Origin of the sequence: Nonomuraea sp. NPDC049758, assembly GCF_040674635.1 — a bacterium.
Classification (GTDB): domain Bacteria; phylum Actinomycetota; class Actinomycetes; order Streptosporangiales; family Streptosporangiaceae; genus Nonomuraea.
In genome coordinates this window covers 348,325-364,941 of the sequence record NZ_JBFAMZ010000004.1, presented here as the reverse complement: position 1 = coordinate 364,941, position 16,617 = coordinate 348,325, and the positions used below count along the sequence as shown (strand labels likewise).

Genomic DNA, 16,617 nt, shown 5'->3' with positions numbered 1-16,617 from the left:
ACGGATTGTCCGGTTGTTGAGATGATGTGTTCGTCAGCCGAGACGAGCCGGTAAGGTACCGCCCATGGAGTCGCGTAACATCCGCCTGGCCGTCATCCCCGGGGATGGCATCGGCGCCGAGGTCGTAGCCGAAGGGCTCAAGGTCCTGGAGGCCGTGGGCACGAAGATCGAGCCCACCCACTACGACCTGGGCGCAGCCCGCTACCACCGCACGGGCGAGACCCTGCCCGACGCGGTGCTCGAAGAGCTGCGCGGCTACGACGCGATCCTGCTCGGCGCCGTGGGCGACCCCAGCGTGCCGCCCGGCATCCTGGAGCGCGACCTGCTGCTCAAGCTCCGGTTCGAGTTCGACCACTACGTCAACCTGCGGCCGGTCAAGCTGTTCCCCGGCGTCGAGACCGCGCTGGCCGGCGCCACCGCCGAGCACATCGACATGGTCGTCGTCCGCGAGGGCACCGAGGGCCTCTACGCGGGCACCGGCGGCGTCATGCGCCGCGGCACGCCGCACGAGATCGCCACCCAGGAGTCGCTGAACACCGCCCACGGCGTCGAGCGCGTCGTGCGGTACGCCTTCCAGAAGGCTCAGTCGCGGCCCCGCAAGAAGCTCACGCTCGTCCACAAGACGAACGTGCTCACCTTCGCCGGCGACCTCTGGCAGCGCACGGTCAACCGCGTGGCCGCGGAGTTCCCCGACGTCACCACCGACTACAGCCACATCGACGCGGCCTCGATGTTCTTCGTCACCCAGCCCGAGCGCTTCGACGTGATCGTCACCGACAACCTGTTCGGCGACATCATCACCGACCTCGGCGCCGCGATCGCCGGCGGCATCGGCCTGGCGGCCAGCGGCAACATCAACCCCGAGCGCACCTCGCCGAGCATGTTCGAGCCGGTGCACGGCAGCGCCCCCGACATCGCCGGTCAGGGCAAGGCCGACCCGACCGCCACCATCCTGTCCGTGGGCATGCTCCTCGACCACCTCGGCCTGCACGCCGAGGCCGCCAAGGTCGAGCAGGCCGTGGCCGCCGACATCGCCGAGCGGGTGACCGGCCGCGCCGGCCGCTCGACCAGCGAGATCGGCGACGACATCGCCGCGCGAGTAGCCGGCTAGGACCGCCTAGCCCCGCACGCGCCTGGCGGTCCGAACGCGGACTGCCAGGCGCTTTTTCGCGTTCGCCGGATCTAACCACCCCAACTGCCTCTTGCCATCCCAAATCGCGAGACACTAGGAAGTACGAATACTGCTCGCGGGCAGTAGCTAACAGAATCAGCTTTCGAAGTCGCAGATTCGTAGAGAGAAGGACCTTCGTCATGACCATCGCTCAGAAGCTCAGCTTCGACGTGCAGCATTCCGACCACGCTCGCACCGCGGCCGAGCGGGAGCAGGTACTGGCGAACCCCGGGTTCGGGCAGGTCTTCACCGACCACATGATCTCGATCGACTACACCGACGGCGAGGGCTGGCACGACGCCCGGCTCATGCCGTACGGGCCGCTCTCGCTCGACCCCGCGACCTCGGTCTTCCACTATGCGCAGGAGCTGTTCGAGGGCCTGAAGGCCTACCGGCAGATCTCCGGCTCGATCGCGACCTTCCGGCCGTACGCGAACGCCGCCCGCTTCAACCGCTCGGCCGAGCGCATGGCCATGCCCGAACTGCCGGAGGACGCGTTCGTGGAGTCGCTGGAGCTGCTGGTCTCGGCCGACAAGGAGTGGGTGCCGACCACCGAGGGCCACAGCCTCTACCTGCGCCCGTTCATGTTCGCCACGCAGGCCGGGCTCGGCGTCAACTACCCGTCGAAGACCTACAAGTACATGGTGATCGCCTCGCCGGCGGCCTCGTACTTCAGCGGCGGCATCAAGCCCGTCTCGGTCTGGCTGTCCACCGAGTACACGCGCGCCGCGCCCGGCGGCACCGGCTTCGCCAAGTGCGGTGGCAACTACGCCGCCGCCTTCGTCGCCCAGCGCCAGGCCGTCGACAACGGCTGCGACCAGGTCGTCTGGCTCGACGCCCACAAGCACGAGTACGTCGAGGAGATGGGCGGGATGAACCTGTTCTTCGTCTTCGGCAACAAGCTCGTCACCCCGGCGCTCACCGGCACCCTGCTGCCCGGCATCACCCGGGAGTCGATCCTGGAGATGGCCGGCGACCTCGGCCTGGAGACCGAGGAGCGGCTGATCTCGGTGGACGAGTGGGAGTCCGCCTGCGCCTCCGGCGAGCTGACCGAGGTGTTCGCGTGCGGCACCGCCGCCGTGGTCACGCCGGTGGGCTCGGTCAGGGGCGACGACCGCTCCTGGACCATCGCCGACGGCACCCCCGGCCCGGTGACGATGCGGGTGCGCGAGGAGCTCGTCGGCATCCAGTACGGCGCCCGTCCCGACACCCGCAACTGGATCCACAAGATCGGCTAGAGCCGCGCGGACGGCCGGCGTTCAGGCGCCGGCCTCCGTCAGGGCCGCGGTGTCGACGTGGAGGTTCCACGGATCGGGCAGGAACACCGGCTCGCCCAGGGAGACGACGTTCTCGCTGCGGTAGCGCCGCCCGCCCGGCCCGCCGAACAGCGTCACCAGCCGCTGGAACGGGTCGATGACCAGGTAGAGCGGCACCCCGCCGCGCGCGTATCCGCCCGTCTTGACGAAGTGCACGTCGTAGGTCGTGGCCACCGAGACGACGTCCACGAGCAGGATCGTCGAGGCGCCGTGGACGGCGTGCTCCTCGTGCAGACGCGGCCGGCGCGGGACCACCGCCAGGTCGGGCACGTAGAGATCGTGGCCGGGGCCCAGGTAGACGGTGATGTTCGGCCAGATCTCCCAGCCCCGGACCGCCGCCGCGGCGGCGAGCTGGAACAACGTCCGGGACAGGATCGTGTTGTGCTGCCAGGTGCCCGGCTCGTTCACCACGATCCGGCCCTGGACCGTCTCGATGCGGAACTCGGGGAACAGTTCGCGCACGGTGCGGTAGCGCTCTTCCAGGGGCCTGACCATGCCGCCGTCCTCATGCTTTCCCGGGGGTTTCCAAAGGATCACTCAGAGTAACGGCGGCGGCGTCCCGTGATCTAGTGGTTCTTCCTGATCATCGTGATCCCGTCGGCGACCGGCAGCATGACCACGCTCACCCGCGGGTCCTCGATCACCAGGTCGTTGAACTCGCGGATCTGCACCGTCGTCGTCTCCGAGCGCGCCGGGTCGGCCACGTGGCCGCTGCGCAGCGTGTTGTCGGCCAGCAGCAGGCCGCCCGGCCGCAGCCGCTCGACCAGCAACTCGTAGTAACCGGGGTAGTTGCCCTTGTCGGCGTCGAGGAAGGCCAGGTCGATCGGCTCGTCGAAGGCGGCCAGCGTCTCCAGGGCGGGCCCGAGCGTCAGTGAGACACGGTCCGCCACACCCGCCCGCTCCCAGTAGCGCCGGGCGATCGACGTCCACTCCTCGCTCACGTCGAAGCAGTGCAGCCGCCCGCCGGACAACCCCCGCGCGATGCACACCGACGAGTAGCCGGTGAACGTGCCCACCTCGACCGCCACGGCCGGAGCCGCGAGCTGGGTCAGCATGGTCAGGAACCGGCCCTGGTCGGCGGAGATCTGCATCCTGGCGGCGTCGCCCGTCGCCTCGGCGGTCTCCCGCGCCAGCTCGTCGAGCAGGGGGTCGGGCGGGGTGGAGTGGTCGAGGATGTACCGGCCCACCGCGGGGTCGAGGAGGTTCGCCTTCATGAAGGTCATTCTCCCCCTCACAGCGTTCTCTCATCGTCATCAGGTACCAATGAGGGACCCGCCCTGGGCGGCTGTCCGGAGCGGGGTTGTGTCGTTGGTAGGGTCTGCGCGATCGGTGAGCTGGAAGTGGGCGGATGATGAAGCGGTTGGTTGCGGTCGCGGTCGCGTGTGCGGCGCTGGTGATGCTCGGTGTGCTGGCCTTCTCGGAGCCGGGTGAGACGGCCGGGTCGGTACGCCTGACCAGGCAGCTCGACGGTTCGATGGTGCTGGCCGACAGGTCCGGCGACGCCCCCGTGCTCGACGTGTACGAAGACTTCGACTGCCCGATCTGCAAGGAGATGCACTCCAAGGTCGACGGCACGATCCAGAAGCTGGCCAGGGAGGGCAGGCTCAAGGTCGTCTTCCACCCCGTGACGATCTTCCAGGACGAGCCCATGCGCTCCAACTCCATCAGGGCCGCAGCCGCAGCCCGATGCGTGCCGGAGGAGAACTGGCTGGCCTTCAGGGACGAGCTCTACGCCATGCAGCCCGCCCCGCACGGCTCGGCCTCGGGCTTCACCGTGCAGGAGCTGGTGGCCGCCGCCAGGAAGGCCGGCGCCTCGGTGGACGAGTGCGTGACCTCGCAGTCGTACGCCAAGACCCACCTGGCGGAGACCTCGAAGATCCACATCCAGGGCACGCCGACCGTCCTGCTCGACGGGCAGCAGCTCGGCAACGAGGTGTTCGACCCGGCGGCGCTCGAGCGCGCCGTCACCGGGGGCGGCGGCGTGCAAGTGTAAAGGTCGTGTCCACAAGCTGAGACCGATGTGCCAGATGGTGAATCCCTGTGGCAGACTGGCAGGCACCATGTTCTACGGTCTGCTCATTATCGGCAGGCGCGCTGGCTGACACAGGGACACCGCCAGCGCGCAGACCTCTCACGTCCGTGAGGGGTCTTTTTGTTTTCCAGGACACGGATCCGAAAGAAGAGACTTCATGGCCGACGACCGCTTCCACGTCTACGACACGACCCTGCGCGACGGCGCGCAGCAGGAAGGACTCAACCTCACCGTCGTCGACAAGCTCGCCATCGCACGGCAGCTGGACAGCCTGGGCGTCGGTTTCATCGAGGGGGGCTGGCCGGGCGCCAACCCCAAGGACACAGAGTTCTTCAGGCGCGCTCGAACAGAGCTCGACCTGAAGCACGCGCAGCTCGCCGCGTTCGGCGCGACCCGCCGGGCCGGTGTGAAGGCCGCCGACGACCCATTGGTAGCCGCATTGCGCGAATCCGGCGCGCCGGTCGTGACCCTTGTCGCCAAGAGCCACGACCGGCACGTGGAGCTGGCCCTCCGCACGACTCTCCAGGAGAACCTCGCGATGATCCGCGACACGGTTTCTCACCTTCGTGCGGAGGGACAGCGAGTCTTCCTCGACGCCGAGCACTTCTTCGACGGCTACACCTCCAACCCAGCCTACGCGCTGGAAGTGCTGCGGACCGCCGCCGAAGCCGGGGCCGACGTCATCGCCCTGTGCGACACGAACGGCGGCATGCTGCCCGACGAGCTGGCCGAGACCGTGCACGCGGCCGTCCAGACCGGGGCCCGCGTCGGCATCCACTGCCACGACGACACCGGCTGCGCCGTCGCCAACACCCTTGCCGCGGTCAAGGCGGGCGCGACGCACGTCCAGGGCTGCGCCAACGGCTACGGCGAGCGCTCGGGCAACGCCAACCTCTTCACCGTCGTCGCCAACCTCCAGCTCAAGCGCGGCTTCGACCTCGTGCCGCGGGAGGCGCTGGCGGACATGACCCGCATCGCCCACGCGATCACCGAGGTCACCAACGTCACCCCCAACTCGCACGCCCCCTACGTCGGCATGTCCGCCTTCGCCCACAAGGCCGGCCTGCACGCCAGCGCCATCAAGGTCGACCCCAACCTGTACCAGCACATCGACCCGGCCGCCGTGGGCAACGACATGCGCATGCTCGTCTCCGACATGGCCGGCCGCGCCTCCGTCGAGCTCAAGGGCCGCGAGCTGGGCTACGAGCTGACCCCCGAGCACACCAAGACGCTCGTCGAGCGGGTCAAGGAGCTGGAGTCACAGGGCTTCACCTTCGAGGCCGCGGACGCGTCGTTCGAGCTGCTGCTGCGCGACACCGTCCAGGGGGCGCGCCGGCGGCACTTCGAGGTGGAGTCGTGGCGGGTGATCGTCGAGCGGACGAAGGGCGGCGAGCTGGTCAGCGAGGCCACCGTCAAGCTGCACGCCAAGGGCGAGCGCATCGTCGCCACCGGCGAGGGCAACGGCCCTGTGAACGCCCTGGACAAGGCCGTACGGCAGGGGCTAGAGCAGCTCTACCCCGAGCTGGCCCGGCTGGAGCTGGTGGACTACAAGGTCCGCATCCTCGAAGGCACCCACGGCACGGACGCCGTCACCCGCGTCCTCATCACCTCCAGCGACGACACCGCCGAGTGGGCGACGGTGGGGGTGGCCGAGAACATCATCGACGCCTCCTGGCAGGCGCTGGAGCAGGCGGTCACGTACGGCCTGCTGCGCGCCGGCCGCGACTGCAGCTGACCCCGGGGGCGGCGCGCGCGCCCCGAGCGGTTCCTGGGGTGCGCGCTCCGAGCGGGCTTCGGCTTCGGGGCGTTGCGCGCCTGGGGGCTCAGGCGTTTTTGATCTGGCGCCTCCGGCGCGGGCGCTGCTGGGTGTCAGCGTGGAAGGACCTCGGCCCGTACGCCGGGGAGATCGCCGAACGCGGCGGAGGCGTCCATGGTGACCACGGTGCGCGCGGTGGCCGCCGCCGTCGCCGCGATGAGCAGGGCGTGGGCTCCTCGTTTCTTCCCCTCCCGCCGGACATGAGCCATGAGGCGCCCATGAACCCTGGCGACGTCCGTGGTGTACTCCTCGACCGGAATCAGGGCGAGGGCCTCGTCCACGAATGCCTGCCTGCGCGGGCGACGGGCGTCGTCGGCCAGTTCGACGCCCACGAGCAGTTCGGCCACGGTGATCGCCGCGATCGCCACGTCGTCGGCGTCCCCGATCACCGCGTCGATCGCCGCACTGCCCCGCTCGGCTGCGCTGAGCACCCCGGTGTCCAGGATCAGGCGTCGGGCCACGTGTCCCTCATCTCGTCGTCGAGCGCCTCGCGGGCTGCGGCGACGTCCGTTTCGAAGTCGGCGTCCAAGGAGGCCGCGCTTCTCGCCAGGAACGCCTTGACCATGCGGCCCGGTGCCGTGGGGGCCGGTCCGATCACGGCGATCTGCTTCCCGCCGCGGGTGACCACGATCGTCTCTCCGTGTTCGGCCTCGTCCAGGACGGCGGCGAAGCTTCTGGACGCTTCGGTGGCGGTCATCACTTTCATGGAATCGGATTATCTGATCGACGGGATGTCGTCTGGGGGTCGCCGGGGCGGACGAGGCCGGATTCGTAGGCGTGGCGGACCATCTGGGCGCGGTCGCGGAGGGCGAGTTTGGCCAGCAGGCGGTTGATGTGGGTGCTGACGGTCGCCTCCGTGATGGACAGCGTGCCGGCGATCTCGGTGTTGGACAGACCCTGCGCGACCAGCCGCAACACCTCCTCCTCCCGGGCGGTCACCCCCGTGGCCGCCGGTGACGGGGCGGGGGCCGTACGCCGGTAGGCCGCCACGACGCGGCCGGTGACCGCCGGGTCGAGCAGGACGTCGCCCCGCGCGGCGCTGCGGATGGCGGCGAACAGGTGCTCGGGCGGCGACACCTTGAGCAGGAACCCGCTGACCCCGGCGTGCAGCGCGAGGTCGAGGTTCTCGTCGGTGTCGTAGGTGGTCAGCACGATCACCCGTGGGGGCGCCGGGGTCGCGAGGATGCGGCGGGCGGCCTCCAGGCCGTTCAGGCGGGGCATCGCGATGTCGAGCAGCACGACGTCGGGGCGCAGGTCGCGGGCCAGCTCCACGGCCCGCTCGCCGTCGGCCGCCTCGCCCAGCACGGACAGGTCCGGCTGGGTGCCGATCATCAGGCGCAGCCCGGCCCTGATCATCGCCTGGTCGTCGGCGATCACCACGCCGATCCCGCCGCCGGGCTCGTCAAAGGCGGGGGCGGCGAAGGCGCCGGACTCGTCGAGGGCGGAGGTGGTGGAGGCGTCGGGGGCGTCCGGGGGGCCTGAGGAGGAGGGGGTCACAGGGGGAGCTCCGCACGTACCGTGAAGCCGCCTCCAGGAAGGGGCAACGCCGTCAGCGTGCCCTCGAAGAGGGCGGCTCGCTCGCGCATGCCGATCAGCCCGTGGCCGCCGCCTCCGGCCGACGGCGGCCGGGGGCCGCGCGGCCCCTCGTCCGTGATCTCCAGCCGGAGCTCTGCCGGCAGGTACGAGACGCTCACCGCCGCCCGCGTCGGCCCGGCGTGCTTGAGGGTGTTGGTCAGCGCCTCCTGGACGATCCGGTACGCCGACAGATCCAGCCCGGCCGACAACGGCGCCCGCTCGCCCGACACCGCCAGCGTGACGTCGAGCCCGGCCGACCTGAACTGCCCCAGCAGATCCTCCAGCCGGTCCAGGCCGGCCTGCGGAAGCAGGTCGCCGGCCTGCGTGCCGCGCAGCAGCCCGAGCATGCGCCGCAGCTCCTCCATGGCCTCCCGGCCGGCTGCCTCCACCGTGCTGAGCGCCTGCCGCTCGGGCTCCTGGTCCGCGCGCAGGAGCAGCCGGACGGTCCCGGTGTGCATGGTCATCACGCTGACGCTGTGCGCGACGATGTCGTGCAGCTCGCGGGCGATGCGGGCACGTTCCTCCTGCACCGACTCGCGCGCCAGCAGCGCGCCGCGCTCGGCCGCCTGCACGGCCAGCACGCGGTGGCGGCGTACGGCCAGACCGGCTCCGGCGGCGATGGCGCACATCACCAGCGCCACGGCGACGTCCCCCCATCCGGACGGAGGGGAGGTCCTGGACAGCATGGCGGCCACGAACACGCCCGTCGCGGTCAGCCCGGCCACGGCCCGCGCGCTGTCGGGGCGCACCTCGGCCAGCAGCGTGCACAGCAGCACGAGCTGGGTGTAGAACTGCCAGGCCGCGGGGGAGCCGGGCGCCAGCGCGAACGTCGCGATGTTGGTGGCCGAGTAGACGACCAGGATCGCGAACGGCGCGCGCGTCCGGAACAGCACCGCGACGGCGGTGACCAGCCCGGCGGCGATCCACAGCAGCACGTAGGAGCGAGGAGAGGCCATCGAGCGCACGCTGACCTCCTCCGCGACCGCGAACAGGGCCACGACCGCCGCCACGAGCCAGTCGACGGGGGAGGGGGAGCGGCGGTGGAGCATGAGGCGAGAGTAGCCCGCCCGGATTGTCACAATGTGCAGCGGAATCCACCGAAAGGGGGACGTCGGATCCAAGCCTGCCTTGACGACGGACCCGGCGGGCGACGCCTACCGTGCCCGGCATGTTCACCGACGCACTCTCCATCCGCCGCCTCCTGGCCGGCGGCAGCCTCGTCCTGGCCCCGGTCTGCCTGATCCTCGGCATGATCACCGACCCGTCCGAGCCCGGGGTCGAGGACCCGCTGGTCTACGCGCACAACCCGGGCGCCGTGGGCGTCAGCGCGACGCTCCTGCACTACACCTGGGTGCTGTTCGTGCCGGGGGTGATCGGCCTGGTCCTGCTCGTCCGGGGCAAGGGCAGGGCGCTGGCCACCGTCGCGGGCGCGCTCGCGGTGCTCGGACTGACCAACTTCTCGTCGCTGATGATCTCGGACTTCTTCGACATCGTGCTCTTCGACGCCCTGCCCGCCGCGCAGGCCGAGCAGCTCATGCAGGACGCGGCGCAGCCCGCCCTCATCGCCGCCTGGCAGCTGCCCGGGATGATCGGATCCTTCCTGGGCCTGGTCCTCGTCGCGGTCGCGTACGCGCGGGCGGGGCTGCCGGCGCGGCGGGAGCGGGCGGCCTAGAGCCGGTCGGGGCCGCCGTCCTCGTCCAGCCAGGCCACGACGTGGGTGGTGAAGCTGTCCACGAGGGTCAGGGGTTCGCCGGCCAGCACGAGAAGGGCGACGAGCTGGTTGACGCCGAACGCGCGCTCCCACGTGACCGCCCGCCGGTAGGTGCCGGCGTCGACGGCGTCGCGCAGGTGCTCCCAGCCGTGCCAGCCCATGAAGGCCGCGTCGATCGCCGGGTCGAACAGGTGGGCCCGGTCCCAGTCGAGGACGCCGACCAGCTTGCCGTTCGCGTCCCAGTGGACGTTGTCGCCGACGAGGTCGCCGTGGACCAGCGAGTCGGGGACCTGTTCCAGGGCCAGGGCGTCGTCGAGGCGCCGGCGTCCCTCCTCCCGCCACCTGGCAGGGAAGCGCGGGATGACCTCTTCGGCCAGGATCGTGCTCCAGCTCGCGGGCCCGGCGTACGAGCGCGGGGCGGGCAGCAGGGCCCGCAGCTCCGGGGTGACGGGCAGCTCGCGGAGGGCGCCGAGCAGGTCCCCGATCAGAGCCGGGTCGCCCTGGCCCGCGCCGAGACCGGCGCCGTCCAGCCAGGACACGGCCACGGCGGCGCGCTCCCCGAACATCGTCACCGGCGTCAGCGGCTCGGGCACCGCGAACGGCAGCCCGGCGGCCGCGATCGCGCGCAGCAGCTCGGTCCGCCGCGGCAGCGCCGCGCTCACGCTCGGCCGCCGGCCGACCCGCACGGCCGCCACCCCGGGGAGCAGCACGACGTCGTGCATCCCGCCGGGGGCGAGCCGCGCACTGCCGAGGGGAGCGCCGGGCACGAGCGCGTCGACGATCTCCAGCAGGTCAGGGGGCACGGGCTCGCTCATCGGCTCATCTCTTCCGAGGGGGAGGGGTACGCGTAAAGCCTACGCGGGTCCTGACCGGTGCCCGGCCTCCATACGATGGGGTCCCATGAGCTTCAGTGTGCTCGGCGTGCACGCCCACCCGGACGACGAGGCGATCTGGACCGGCGGCACCCTCGCCAAATACGCCGACGAGGGCGCCACGACCGCCGTCGTCACCTGCACCTGGGCCGAGGGCACCCAGCGGGCGCAGGAGCTGGAACGGGCCCTCGACATCCTCGGCGCGGGCAAGCCCCGGCTGCTCGGCCTCGCCGACGCGGGCAGGCCCGAGTCCGCCCCCGGCCGTCCGCGCTTCCTCGACGTGCCGTTCGACGAGGCGGTGGGCCTGCTGGTCGAGCACATCAGAGCCGTCCGGCCCGACGTCGTGCTCACCTTCGACGGCTTCGGCGGCTACGGCCACCCCGACCACGTGCACGTGCACCGGGTCACCCTGGCCGCGGTCGAGGCGGCCGGCTACGACCAGCTCTACCCCGGCACGGGCGACCCCTGGCGGCCGCACGCGCTCTACCTGGCGACCGTCCCGCGCTCGGTCGTGACGGCTCACTGGCGGGCGGTCTTCGGCGCCGATCCGGAGCCGGGCCAGGCCCTGCCCGGGGTCCCCGACCACCAGGTGTCGGCCGCGATCGACGTCTCGCGCTGGTCGGAGCGCAAGTGGGCGGCCATGCTCGCCCACGAGTCCGAGGTGGAGCGCGGCGCGTCGATGACCATGCTGACCGGGCTGCCGGAGCGGGCCCGCGCCCAGATGCTCGCCAACGAGTGGTACCGCCGGATCGCCTTCTAGAGCGGCTAGAGCAGGCCCGCGGAGAGGGTCTCGCCCTCGACCTTGAGCTTGCCCCCCGAGCACGACACCTTGGGCGAGTCGGTGCCCGGCACGATCACCGTCAGCAGCGACTTCGCCGCCGGCGACACCACCACGTTGGTCGCGTCCTTGGCCAGGTAGGTGGGCGAGACCCAGCCCAGCTTGCCGCCGCGCTCCACCTTCTGGCCGCCGACCCGCTCGCACGAGGAGAACTGCATCAGCGTCACCTTGAAGGCGCCGTCGGCCAGCACCACCTTGCCGCCGCTGTTCGAGACGACCTTGTACGAGGGCGCGAACCGCCACAGGTTCCTGACCTTCTTGCCCCCGGAGGCCGTGTCGAGCACCGCCATCAGGTCCTGGCCGTGGTTCACCAGCACCGAACGCGTCCGGCTCACGCCGTAGGCCCGGTCCGTGAGGCGGAAGGCCTGCCGCTTCTTGCCGTAGGAGGTCTTGGTCAGCCTGGACGAGGTGCGCGGCCGGAACCGGGCCCCCTCGACCGTCGGCACGTTGTGCGCCTCGGGGGAGAGCGTCCAGTAGCGGTAGGCGCTCTTCTCGTAGGAGTGGAAGCCGCCGTCCATGAGGATGTCGTGCCCCTGCGCGTAGTACGTCACGCCGAGGTGGTCCTCGTGCCCGTGGAACTTCATGCCGGGCCCGAACCTGATCGAGTAGTACGACGAGTCCGGCTTGCCCCAGGCCGTCCGGCCGTAGACGTAACCGGCCTTGTAGACCTTGACCTTCTGCTCCGGGGTGCCGGTCTCCATCTTCGGCTCGGTCTCGGCGCTGCCGTCGCCGATCGGGACCATGTAGCCGTTGGGCATCGTGGAGTGGGCGATGAAGTCCTTCAGCGCCTCGGCCCGCCGGCTGATCTCGGCCGGCACCTTGCGGTCGCACGCCTTCATGTTGGTGATGGCGACCTGGAGGCGGCCGTACACGTAGACGGCGTAGCGGGGGGCCTGCTCCATGAGCGCGCCCTGGGAGTCGACGTCGAGCTTGACCGTGCCGGTGAGCCGCCTGGAGGCCAGGTTCGACCAGTCGGAGCGGCCGTACCGGCAGCCGATGCCCATGAGGGCGATGTCCTGGTCGATGCCGTGGTTGTGGCCCTTCTTGTACAGCCGCGCGTCCGACAGCAGCTTGGCGTGGTCGGCCAGGCTGTCCTTCAGCCAGCTCTCCTTGACGTGCATGCTCAGGCACAACAACGGCTGCGTGCGCAGCGAGACCGGGTGGTCCTTCCACACGTACGGCTTGGTGGCGGCGGCCCCGCGCCGGTTGTTCGCCACCCAGTCCTTGGTGATCTCGGTGGCACGATCCAGGTAACGCCGCTCGCCGGTGTTCTCGTAGGCCACGACCAGCGTGCCCATCCAGCGCAACGACTGGAAGACGAACTCCCACGACCGGTTCCGGTACGGGCTCGCCCCCCAGTCGATGTCCTTGCCCAGCTTGTACGCCGGCAGCCCCACCAGCGAGATCTCGCCCTTCATGACGTCCTCGGCCGTCGGGGTGCCCGGCAGCCAGTCGCCTTGGCACTGCGCGGTACGGGTCACCTTGTCGGCGGCCTGCGCCGGGCTCGTCAGCCCGCCGAGCGCGAGCGTGAGGGCAAGAGGTATCGCGAGCCGGCGCACGCCAGGGTTCCTTCCGGACAAGAAAGTGAGGGCGGGACATGCTTTCGGAATCACGATCAACCGGTCAAGTCGCGTACCGGATCGTTAACGGCCCGATGCCCGCCGGTGCCTCCGGCAGCGCCGATGTCATGCTGGGGCGGTGAGATTCGACGACATCGTGCTGCCCGACACGCCCGCCTGCCGCGGAGCGCTGGAGGTGGCCACCCGCTACCAGTCACCCTCGCTGCTCAACCACGCCATACGCGCGTACCTGTGGGCCGCCGCCTACGCCCAGAGCAGGGCGATCGACTTCGACGCCGAGCTGCTCTACGTGTCGTCCATGCTGCACGACATCGGCCTGGTCGCCGAGTTCGACAGCCACACGGTGCCGTACGAGGAGGCCGGCGGCCACGTGGCCTGGGCCTTCTGCGCGGGGGCCGGCTGGTCGCCCGAGCGCCGGCTGCGCGCCGCCGAGGTGATCATCCGGCACATGTGGGAGGAGGTGCCGGTGGAGGAGGACCCGGAGGGCCACCTGCTGGAGCTCTCGACCGGCATGGACATCTCCGGCCGGCGCACCGAGGACATCCCCGACGGCGTGCGGCGCGAGGTGCTGGAGCGCTACCCGCGGCTGGAGATCGCCAAGGAGTTCGCCGCCTGCATCGCCGACCAGGGCGCGCGCAAGCCGTCGAGCTACGCCGGCCGGTTCGTGCGCGGCGGGATCGCCGACCGCATCGCCGCCAACCCCCTCGACGCCTAACCCTTGGGCCCGGCGCTCTGCACGACGTCGAAGCTCCACACCTGGGAGTCCGTCGCCGCCGGGCCCTGCCCGTGACCGTGACCCTGGCCCTGGCCGTGCCCTGCGGCGGCCTGGGCGTGGCCGCGCTGGAAGGCCTGGCCCTGCTGCCAGGTCCGGAAGTCCTCCTCGCTGCGCCAGCGCGTGTAGACGAGGTACTGGTCGGTGCCCTCGACCGGCCGTAGCAGCTCGAACCACTCGAACCCGTCGGCCGACTCCACCATCCCGGCCCGGCCGGAGAACCGCCGCTCCAGCTCCTCCCGCATCTCGGCGGGCACGGTCAGGACGTTGATCTTCACGATGGACAACGGAGGACCCCTCTCGGCGAAGCCTTAGCGCACGACCCGCTGCGTCGCAGGTGAGGGCTCCAGGCTAACGCGGGCCACCGCCGGTACGTGATCCCTGTCCAGCGCGTCCCGCAGGTTCGGCAGGGTGACCCGGGACAGGTGCTCGCTCAGCTCGCTCATCGGGGCCGCCTCGTCGGCGGCCACGCGCAGCCGTACCTCCGGGTGGCCGCGCGGGCCGACCAGGTCGGCGTCGGCGTTCAGGACGGCGGGGCTGGCCGCGACGTCGGCGGCGACCGCGTGAGCCATCCCGCCCGCCGCGATCTCGGTGACGCCGTCCGGTCCGGCCTCCAGGCGCAGCCGGGTGTGGGCGTCCCTGCGGCCCTGCGCGACCAGCCAGCGCAGGGCCAGCAGCGCGACCAGGACCGACACGGCGGCCACGGCCCACCACACGGGCGGGCTGTTGCGGGTGAAGAACCCGCGCACGCCCGCGTCCAGGATCGGCGTGGACGGCCCCAGCAGCCCGCGGGCCAGCGCCAGTCCGCCGAGCACGGCCAGCACCAGCCCGACCAGGGCCAGCCCCCACCGGTTGCCGCGGCCGGTCTTCCTGTTCATCGGCGCTCCTTGACGTTGACCGCCACCCGGTACGGCTCCACCGGGTCCAGCCCGGCGAGCCTGGTGAGGACGGCTTCGCGCACGGCCCGGCCGAAGCCCTCGTCGTCCCAGCCGGACGTGGCGGGCGTGACGGCGACCGTATGGCCGCGCAGGCTGGCGTGCGCCGAGCGCACCCCGGGCACCTCCTCGGCGGCGTGCTCCAGGGCCCTGGTGAAGCTCTTGGGACGCACGCCGATGATCAGGTCGGGGTCGCCGGTCCGCACGGGGACCATCCGCGGCCGTCCCGGCACCAGGGCGGTGACCAGCAGCGCCAGGCCTGCCAGCGCCACGATCGCGGCCCCGGTCAGGACCAGCGGGTCCGACCACGGCGTCGTGGCCGCCCACGCCAGCATCCGGTCGTAGGGCAGCCATCGCAACGGGCTGCCGGCCAGCGCGGACACCGTCTCGGCGGCGACCAGCAGCCCCAGCAGCGTGAGCAGGACGGCGACCACGATGGCGGGCACCCGGCGCTGCGGCCGGAACGCGCGCACCGCGGCCCGGTCGGCGCCCTTGTCCCGCGGCGGCGCCGCTTCCGGCTCGCCCCGATGCGCCCCCGCCCCGCCCGCCGGGACGGCCCCCCGCGTCTCCCCGGGCTCCTCGGACGGGAGCGGGCGGGTCATGCCGGGCCTCCCGCCAGATCGGTCATGATCACGTCGAGGCGGGTGACGTCCAGGCCGGTCTGCATGGCCACCCGGTTACGCACGTGCTCCCGCAGCCGCGCGGCCACGGCGTGCAGCGGGGCCGGGTAGGCGACGGTCACGTCCAGCTTCAGGGTGGCCCGCTCGCCGCGCACCTCGGCGCTGGACGAGTGCGTCCACGGCGCCCCGCCCAGCCGCACGTCGAGCACCTCGGGCACCTCCCGCGCCGCGCAGCAGGCGATCTTGGTGACCACCCGCTCGGAGATCTCGGTACGGCCCCGCCGCTCGGGCTCGGCCGACGGCGCGAGCCGCTGCCGGGGAACCGTGACCTGGGGAGTGGTGGTCATCGCCGCCTCGCGGTCAGGCCGGACAGGTTCAGCTCGCCGGTCTCGGCGACCTTGCCGACCAGGAAGCCGACCGCGCCGAGGACGAGGACGAGCAGGAACGCGCCGAGGCCGCCGAAGGCCCCCGCGAGTCCGAGGATGATGCCGACCGCCATGCCGATGACCGGCAGCCAAGGGACGTTGCTCATGATTCCTCCACCACGTCGATCACGTCGTCGATGCGTACGTTGACGGGACGCCCGCCGCCCGGCTCCCACACCGCCTGGCGGACGTCCTCGGCGGTCTCGGGCAGCGGCCGTTCCAGGGTCGCCACGATGGCGATCTCCACCGTGTCCCCGTCGGCCGAGACGCCCATGACCCGCGCCCCGGGCAGGTACGTCGCCACCGTCCCGAACGGGCCGCCGGAGAGCCTCGCCACCCCCGGGCAGGCCCGTACGAGCTCGGCCAGCGTCTCGGCCTCCGCCTTGGCGTCGGCGTCGGCGTCGGCCCGCGTATAGGCGGTGGCGCCGGGCCCGGTCATTGGACCCGGGGCTCCGGCTGCTCGATGACCTCGCGGCGACCGTCGCCCCTGTCCCTGTCCCTGTCGCGGTCCTGGCCGGGCAGGTGCACGTCGTCCACCCTGATGTTGACCTCGGTCACCTCCAGGCCGCACATGCGCTCGACCGCCGCGATGACGTTCCTGCGCACGGCCGCGGCCAGGTCGGGGATGGCGGTGCCGTACTCGGCGACCAGGTCCATGTCCACGGCCGCCTGGCGCTCGCCGACCTCGACCGAGACGCCCTGGGCGACGCTGCGCTCCCCGCCGACCATCCCGCGCACGTTGCCGAGCGCCCTGGCGGCGCCGCCGCCCATGGCGTGCACGCCGGAGACCTCGCGTGCGGCCAGTCCGGCGATCTTGGCGACGACGACGTCGTCGATGCTTGTCGTGCCCTTGTCGGTGACCAGCGAAGTCGCCGGCCCGCCCTCCTGCGTTCTGGCCCGCGGTACGGCAGAAGTCTGGTTGACCATCGTGTCCGGCACGTTCCGTCACCCCCT

Annotated in this window: 22 protein-coding genes; 7 read left to right on the top strand and 15 right to left on the bottom strand. The window is 71.6% G+C overall.

The window, feature by feature from the left end:
• Positions 1-64: 64 nt before the first annotated feature.
• Both AB0J46_RS13185 and AB0J46_RS13180 read left to right on the top strand, forming a co-directional pair.
• On the top strand, positions 65-1,111 hold the full coding sequence (locus tag AB0J46_RS13185) for a 3-isopropylmalate dehydrogenase (RefSeq protein ID WP_364330466.1): 1,047 nt from the start codon (positions 65-67) through the stop codon (positions 1,109-1,111).
• Positions 1,112-1,311: 200 nt separating this feature from the next.
• A complete protein-coding gene (locus tag AB0J46_RS13180; RefSeq protein ID WP_364330463.1) occupies positions 1,312-2,409 on the top strand; it encodes a branched-chain amino acid aminotransferase in 1,098 nt (365 codons plus the stop codon).
• Positions 2,410-2,430: 21 nt separating this feature from the next.
• Here AB0J46_RS13180 and AB0J46_RS13175 read toward each other — a convergent pair whose 3' ends face one another.
• Together AB0J46_RS13175 and AB0J46_RS13170 are read right to left on the bottom strand one after the other, a co-directional pair.
• The gene (locus AB0J46_RS13175) at positions 2,431-2,982 is read right to left on the bottom strand and encodes a Uma2 family endonuclease (protein ID WP_358288597.1); all 552 of its coding nucleotides are present in this window, start codon (positions 2,980-2,982) and stop codon (positions 2,431-2,433) included.
• Between the two features lie 71 nt (positions 2,983-3,053).
• Positions 3,054-3,701, bottom strand: a complete 648-nt coding sequence (locus AB0J46_RS13170; RefSeq protein WP_364330460.1) for an O-methyltransferase — start codon at positions 3,699-3,701, stop codon at positions 3,054-3,056.
• A 134-nt stretch (positions 3,702-3,835) separates the two neighbouring features.
• Here AB0J46_RS13170 and AB0J46_RS13165 point away from each other — a divergent pair, with 134 nt between their 5' ends.
• Positions 3,836-4,480, top strand: coding sequence for a thioredoxin domain-containing protein (locus tag AB0J46_RS13165; protein WP_364330457.1), 645 nt, complete (start codon positions 3,836-3,838; stop codon positions 4,478-4,480).
• Between the two features lie 196 nt (positions 4,481-4,676).
• Complete coding sequence (gene cimA / locus AB0J46_RS13160; protein WP_358288591.1) at positions 4,677-6,254, top strand: citramalate synthase; 1,578 nt, start codon at positions 4,677-4,679, stop codon at positions 6,252-6,254.
• A gap of 134 nt (positions 6,255-6,388) precedes the next feature.
• Here the strand turns inward: cimA and AB0J46_RS13155 are convergent, their stop codons facing one another.
• From AB0J46_RS13155 to AB0J46_RS13140, 4 genes are read right to left on the bottom strand one after another with little or no spacing between them, the layout of a single operon-like run.
• Positions 6,389-6,796, bottom strand: a complete 408-nt coding sequence (locus tag AB0J46_RS13155; RefSeq protein WP_364330455.1) for a PIN domain-containing protein — start codon at positions 6,794-6,796, stop codon at positions 6,389-6,391.
• Positions 6,781-7,032, bottom strand: a complete 252-nt coding sequence (locus AB0J46_RS13150) for a type II toxin-antitoxin system prevent-host-death family antitoxin (RefSeq protein ID WP_364330452.1) — start codon at positions 7,030-7,032, stop codon at positions 6,781-6,783. The genes AB0J46_RS13155 and AB0J46_RS13150 overlap by 16 nt, the downstream gene beginning before the upstream one ends.
• A 5-nt stretch (positions 7,033-7,037) precedes the next feature.
• Positions 7,038-7,832: a response regulator transcription factor gene (locus AB0J46_RS13145; protein ID WP_364330450.1), complete on the bottom strand. Its 795-nt coding sequence runs from the start codon at positions 7,830-7,832 to the stop codon at positions 7,038-7,040.
• Positions 7,829-8,959 carry a sensor histidine kinase gene (locus AB0J46_RS13140; RefSeq protein WP_364330447.1) on the bottom strand — a complete coding sequence of 377 codons (1,131 nt, stop codon included), beginning with the start codon at positions 8,957-8,959 and terminating at the stop codon, positions 7,829-7,831. Before AB0J46_RS13140 ends, AB0J46_RS13145 begins: the two co-directional genes overlap by 4 nt.
• 119 nt (positions 8,960-9,078) lie before the next feature.
• Here AB0J46_RS13140 and AB0J46_RS13135 point away from each other — a divergent pair, with 119 nt between their 5' ends.
• Entirely contained in the window at positions 9,079-9,582 is a 504-nt protein-coding gene (locus tag AB0J46_RS13135) for a hypothetical protein (RefSeq protein WP_364330444.1), read from the top strand.
• Here the strand turns inward: AB0J46_RS13135 and AB0J46_RS13130 are convergent.
• Positions 9,579-10,436 (bottom strand): phosphotransferase, encoded by an 858-nt coding sequence (locus AB0J46_RS13130; RefSeq protein WP_364330441.1) that lies wholly within the window; start codon positions 10,434-10,436, stop codon positions 9,579-9,581. The two genes, AB0J46_RS13135 and AB0J46_RS13130, sit on opposite strands and share 4 nt — an antisense overlap.
• 85 nt (positions 10,437-10,521) lie before the next feature.
• Here AB0J46_RS13130 and AB0J46_RS13125 point away from each other — a divergent pair, with 85 nt between their 5' ends.
• On the top strand, positions 10,522-11,253 hold the full coding sequence (locus AB0J46_RS13125; RefSeq protein WP_352352184.1) for a PIG-L family deacetylase: 732 nt from the start codon (positions 10,522-10,524) through the stop codon (positions 11,251-11,253).
• Positions 11,254-11,258: 5 nt separating this feature from the next.
• On the opposite strand, the gene AB0J46_RS13120 is transcribed toward AB0J46_RS13125, so the two are convergent.
• On the bottom strand, positions 11,259-12,890 hold the full coding sequence (locus AB0J46_RS13120) for a heparinase II/III family protein (RefSeq protein ID WP_364330438.1): 1,632 nt from the start codon (positions 12,888-12,890) through the stop codon (positions 11,259-11,261).
• A gap of 139 nt (positions 12,891-13,029) precedes the next feature.
• On the opposite strand from AB0J46_RS13120, the gene AB0J46_RS13115 reads away from it, so the two are divergent.
• Positions 13,030-13,626 (top strand): cyanamide hydratase, encoded by a 597-nt coding sequence (locus AB0J46_RS13115; RefSeq protein ID WP_364330435.1) that lies wholly within the window; start codon positions 13,030-13,032, stop codon positions 13,624-13,626.
• Here AB0J46_RS13115 and AB0J46_RS13110 read toward each other — a convergent pair.
• The 7 genes from AB0J46_RS13110 to AB0J46_RS13080 are packed head-to-tail and all read right to left on the bottom strand — an operon-like array spanning position 13,623 to position 16,602.
• Complete coding sequence (locus tag AB0J46_RS13110; protein WP_364330433.1) at positions 13,623-13,970, bottom strand: antibiotic biosynthesis monooxygenase; 348 nt, start codon at positions 13,968-13,970, stop codon at positions 13,623-13,625. The two genes, AB0J46_RS13115 and AB0J46_RS13110, sit on opposite strands and share 4 nt — an antisense overlap.
• Positions 13,971-13,994: 24 nt before the next feature.
• Entirely contained in the window at positions 13,995-14,561 is a 567-nt protein-coding gene (locus tag AB0J46_RS13105; protein WP_364330430.1) for an alkaline shock response membrane anchor protein AmaP, read from the bottom strand.
• Positions 14,558-15,220: a DUF6286 domain-containing protein gene (locus AB0J46_RS13100; protein WP_364330427.1), complete on the bottom strand. Its 663-nt coding sequence runs from the start codon at positions 15,218-15,220 to the stop codon at positions 14,558-14,560. The genes AB0J46_RS13105 and AB0J46_RS13100 overlap by 4 nt, the downstream gene beginning before the upstream one ends.
• Complete coding sequence (locus AB0J46_RS13095; protein WP_364330424.1) at positions 15,217-15,585, bottom strand: Asp23/Gls24 family envelope stress response protein; 369 nt, start codon at positions 15,583-15,585, stop codon at positions 15,217-15,219. The genes AB0J46_RS13100 and AB0J46_RS13095 overlap by 4 nt, the downstream gene beginning before the upstream one ends.
• Positions 15,582-15,770, bottom strand: coding sequence for a hypothetical protein (locus AB0J46_RS13090; protein WP_352352177.1), 189 nt, complete (start codon positions 15,768-15,770; stop codon positions 15,582-15,584). Before AB0J46_RS13090 ends, AB0J46_RS13095 begins: the two co-directional genes overlap by 4 nt.
• On the bottom strand, positions 15,767-16,102 hold the full coding sequence (locus AB0J46_RS13085) for a hypothetical protein (protein ID WP_364330421.1): 336 nt from the start codon (positions 16,100-16,102) through the stop codon (positions 15,767-15,769). Before AB0J46_RS13085 ends, AB0J46_RS13090 begins: the two co-directional genes overlap by 4 nt.
• Complete coding sequence (locus AB0J46_RS13080) at positions 16,099-16,602, bottom strand: Asp23/Gls24 family envelope stress response protein (RefSeq protein WP_364330418.1); 504 nt, start codon at positions 16,600-16,602, stop codon at positions 16,099-16,101. The genes AB0J46_RS13085 and AB0J46_RS13080 overlap by 4 nt, the downstream gene beginning before the upstream one ends.
• Between the last annotated feature and the right edge of the window lie 15 nt (positions 16,603-16,617).

Coding starts and splice junctions, on each gene's coding strand:
- cimA (WP_358288591.1), top strand. CDS start 4,677: ATGGCCGACGACCGCTTCCACGTCTACGACACGACCCTGCGCGACGGC.
- AB0J46_RS13140 (WP_364330447.1), bottom strand. CDS start 8,959: ATGCTCCACCGCCGCTCCCCCTCCCCCGTCGACTGGCTCGTGGCGGCG.
- AB0J46_RS13095 (WP_364330424.1), bottom strand. CDS start 15,585: ATGACCACCACTCCCCAGGTCACGGTTCCCCGGCAGCGGCTCGCGCCG.
- AB0J46_RS13150 (WP_364330452.1), bottom strand. CDS start 7,032: ATGACCGCCACCGAAGCGTCCAGAAGCTTCGCCGCCGTCCTGGACGAG.
- AB0J46_RS13175 (WP_358288597.1), bottom strand. CDS start 2,982: ATGGTCAGGCCCCTGGAAGAGCGCTACCGCACCGTGCGCGAACTGTTC.
- AB0J46_RS13135 (WP_364330444.1), top strand. CDS start 9,079: ATGTTCACCGACGCACTCTCCATCCGCCGCCTCCTGGCCGGCGGCAGC.
- AB0J46_RS13105 (WP_364330430.1), bottom strand. CDS start 14,561: ATGAACAGGAAGACCGGCCGCGGCAACCGGTGGGGGCTGGCCCTGGTC.
- AB0J46_RS13085 (WP_364330421.1), bottom strand. CDS start 16,102: ATGACCGGGCCCGGCGCCACCGCCTATACGCGGGCCGACGCCGACGCC.
- AB0J46_RS13090 (WP_352352177.1), bottom strand. CDS start 15,770: ATGAGCAACGTCCCTTGGCTGCCGGTCATCGGCATGGCGGTCGGCATC.
- AB0J46_RS13170 (WP_364330460.1), bottom strand. CDS start 3,701: ATGAAGGCGAACCTCCTCGACCCCGCGGTGGGCCGGTACATCCTCGAC.
- AB0J46_RS13130 (WP_364330441.1), bottom strand. CDS start 10,436: ATGAGCGAGCCCGTGCCCCCTGACCTGCTGGAGATCGTCGACGCGCTC.
- AB0J46_RS13125 (WP_352352184.1), top strand. CDS start 10,522: ATGAGCTTCAGTGTGCTCGGCGTGCACGCCCACCCGGACGACGAGGCG.
- AB0J46_RS13100 (WP_364330427.1), bottom strand. CDS start 15,220: ATGACCCGCCCGCTCCCGTCCGAGGAGCCCGGGGAGACGCGGGGGGCC.
- AB0J46_RS13180 (WP_364330463.1), top strand. CDS start 1,312: ATGACCATCGCTCAGAAGCTCAGCTTCGACGTGCAGCATTCCGACCAC.
- AB0J46_RS13165 (WP_364330457.1), top strand. CDS start 3,836: ATGATGAAGCGGTTGGTTGCGGTCGCGGTCGCGTGTGCGGCGCTGGTG.
- AB0J46_RS13185 (WP_364330466.1), top strand. CDS start 65: ATGGAGTCGCGTAACATCCGCCTGGCCGTCATCCCCGGGGATGGCATC.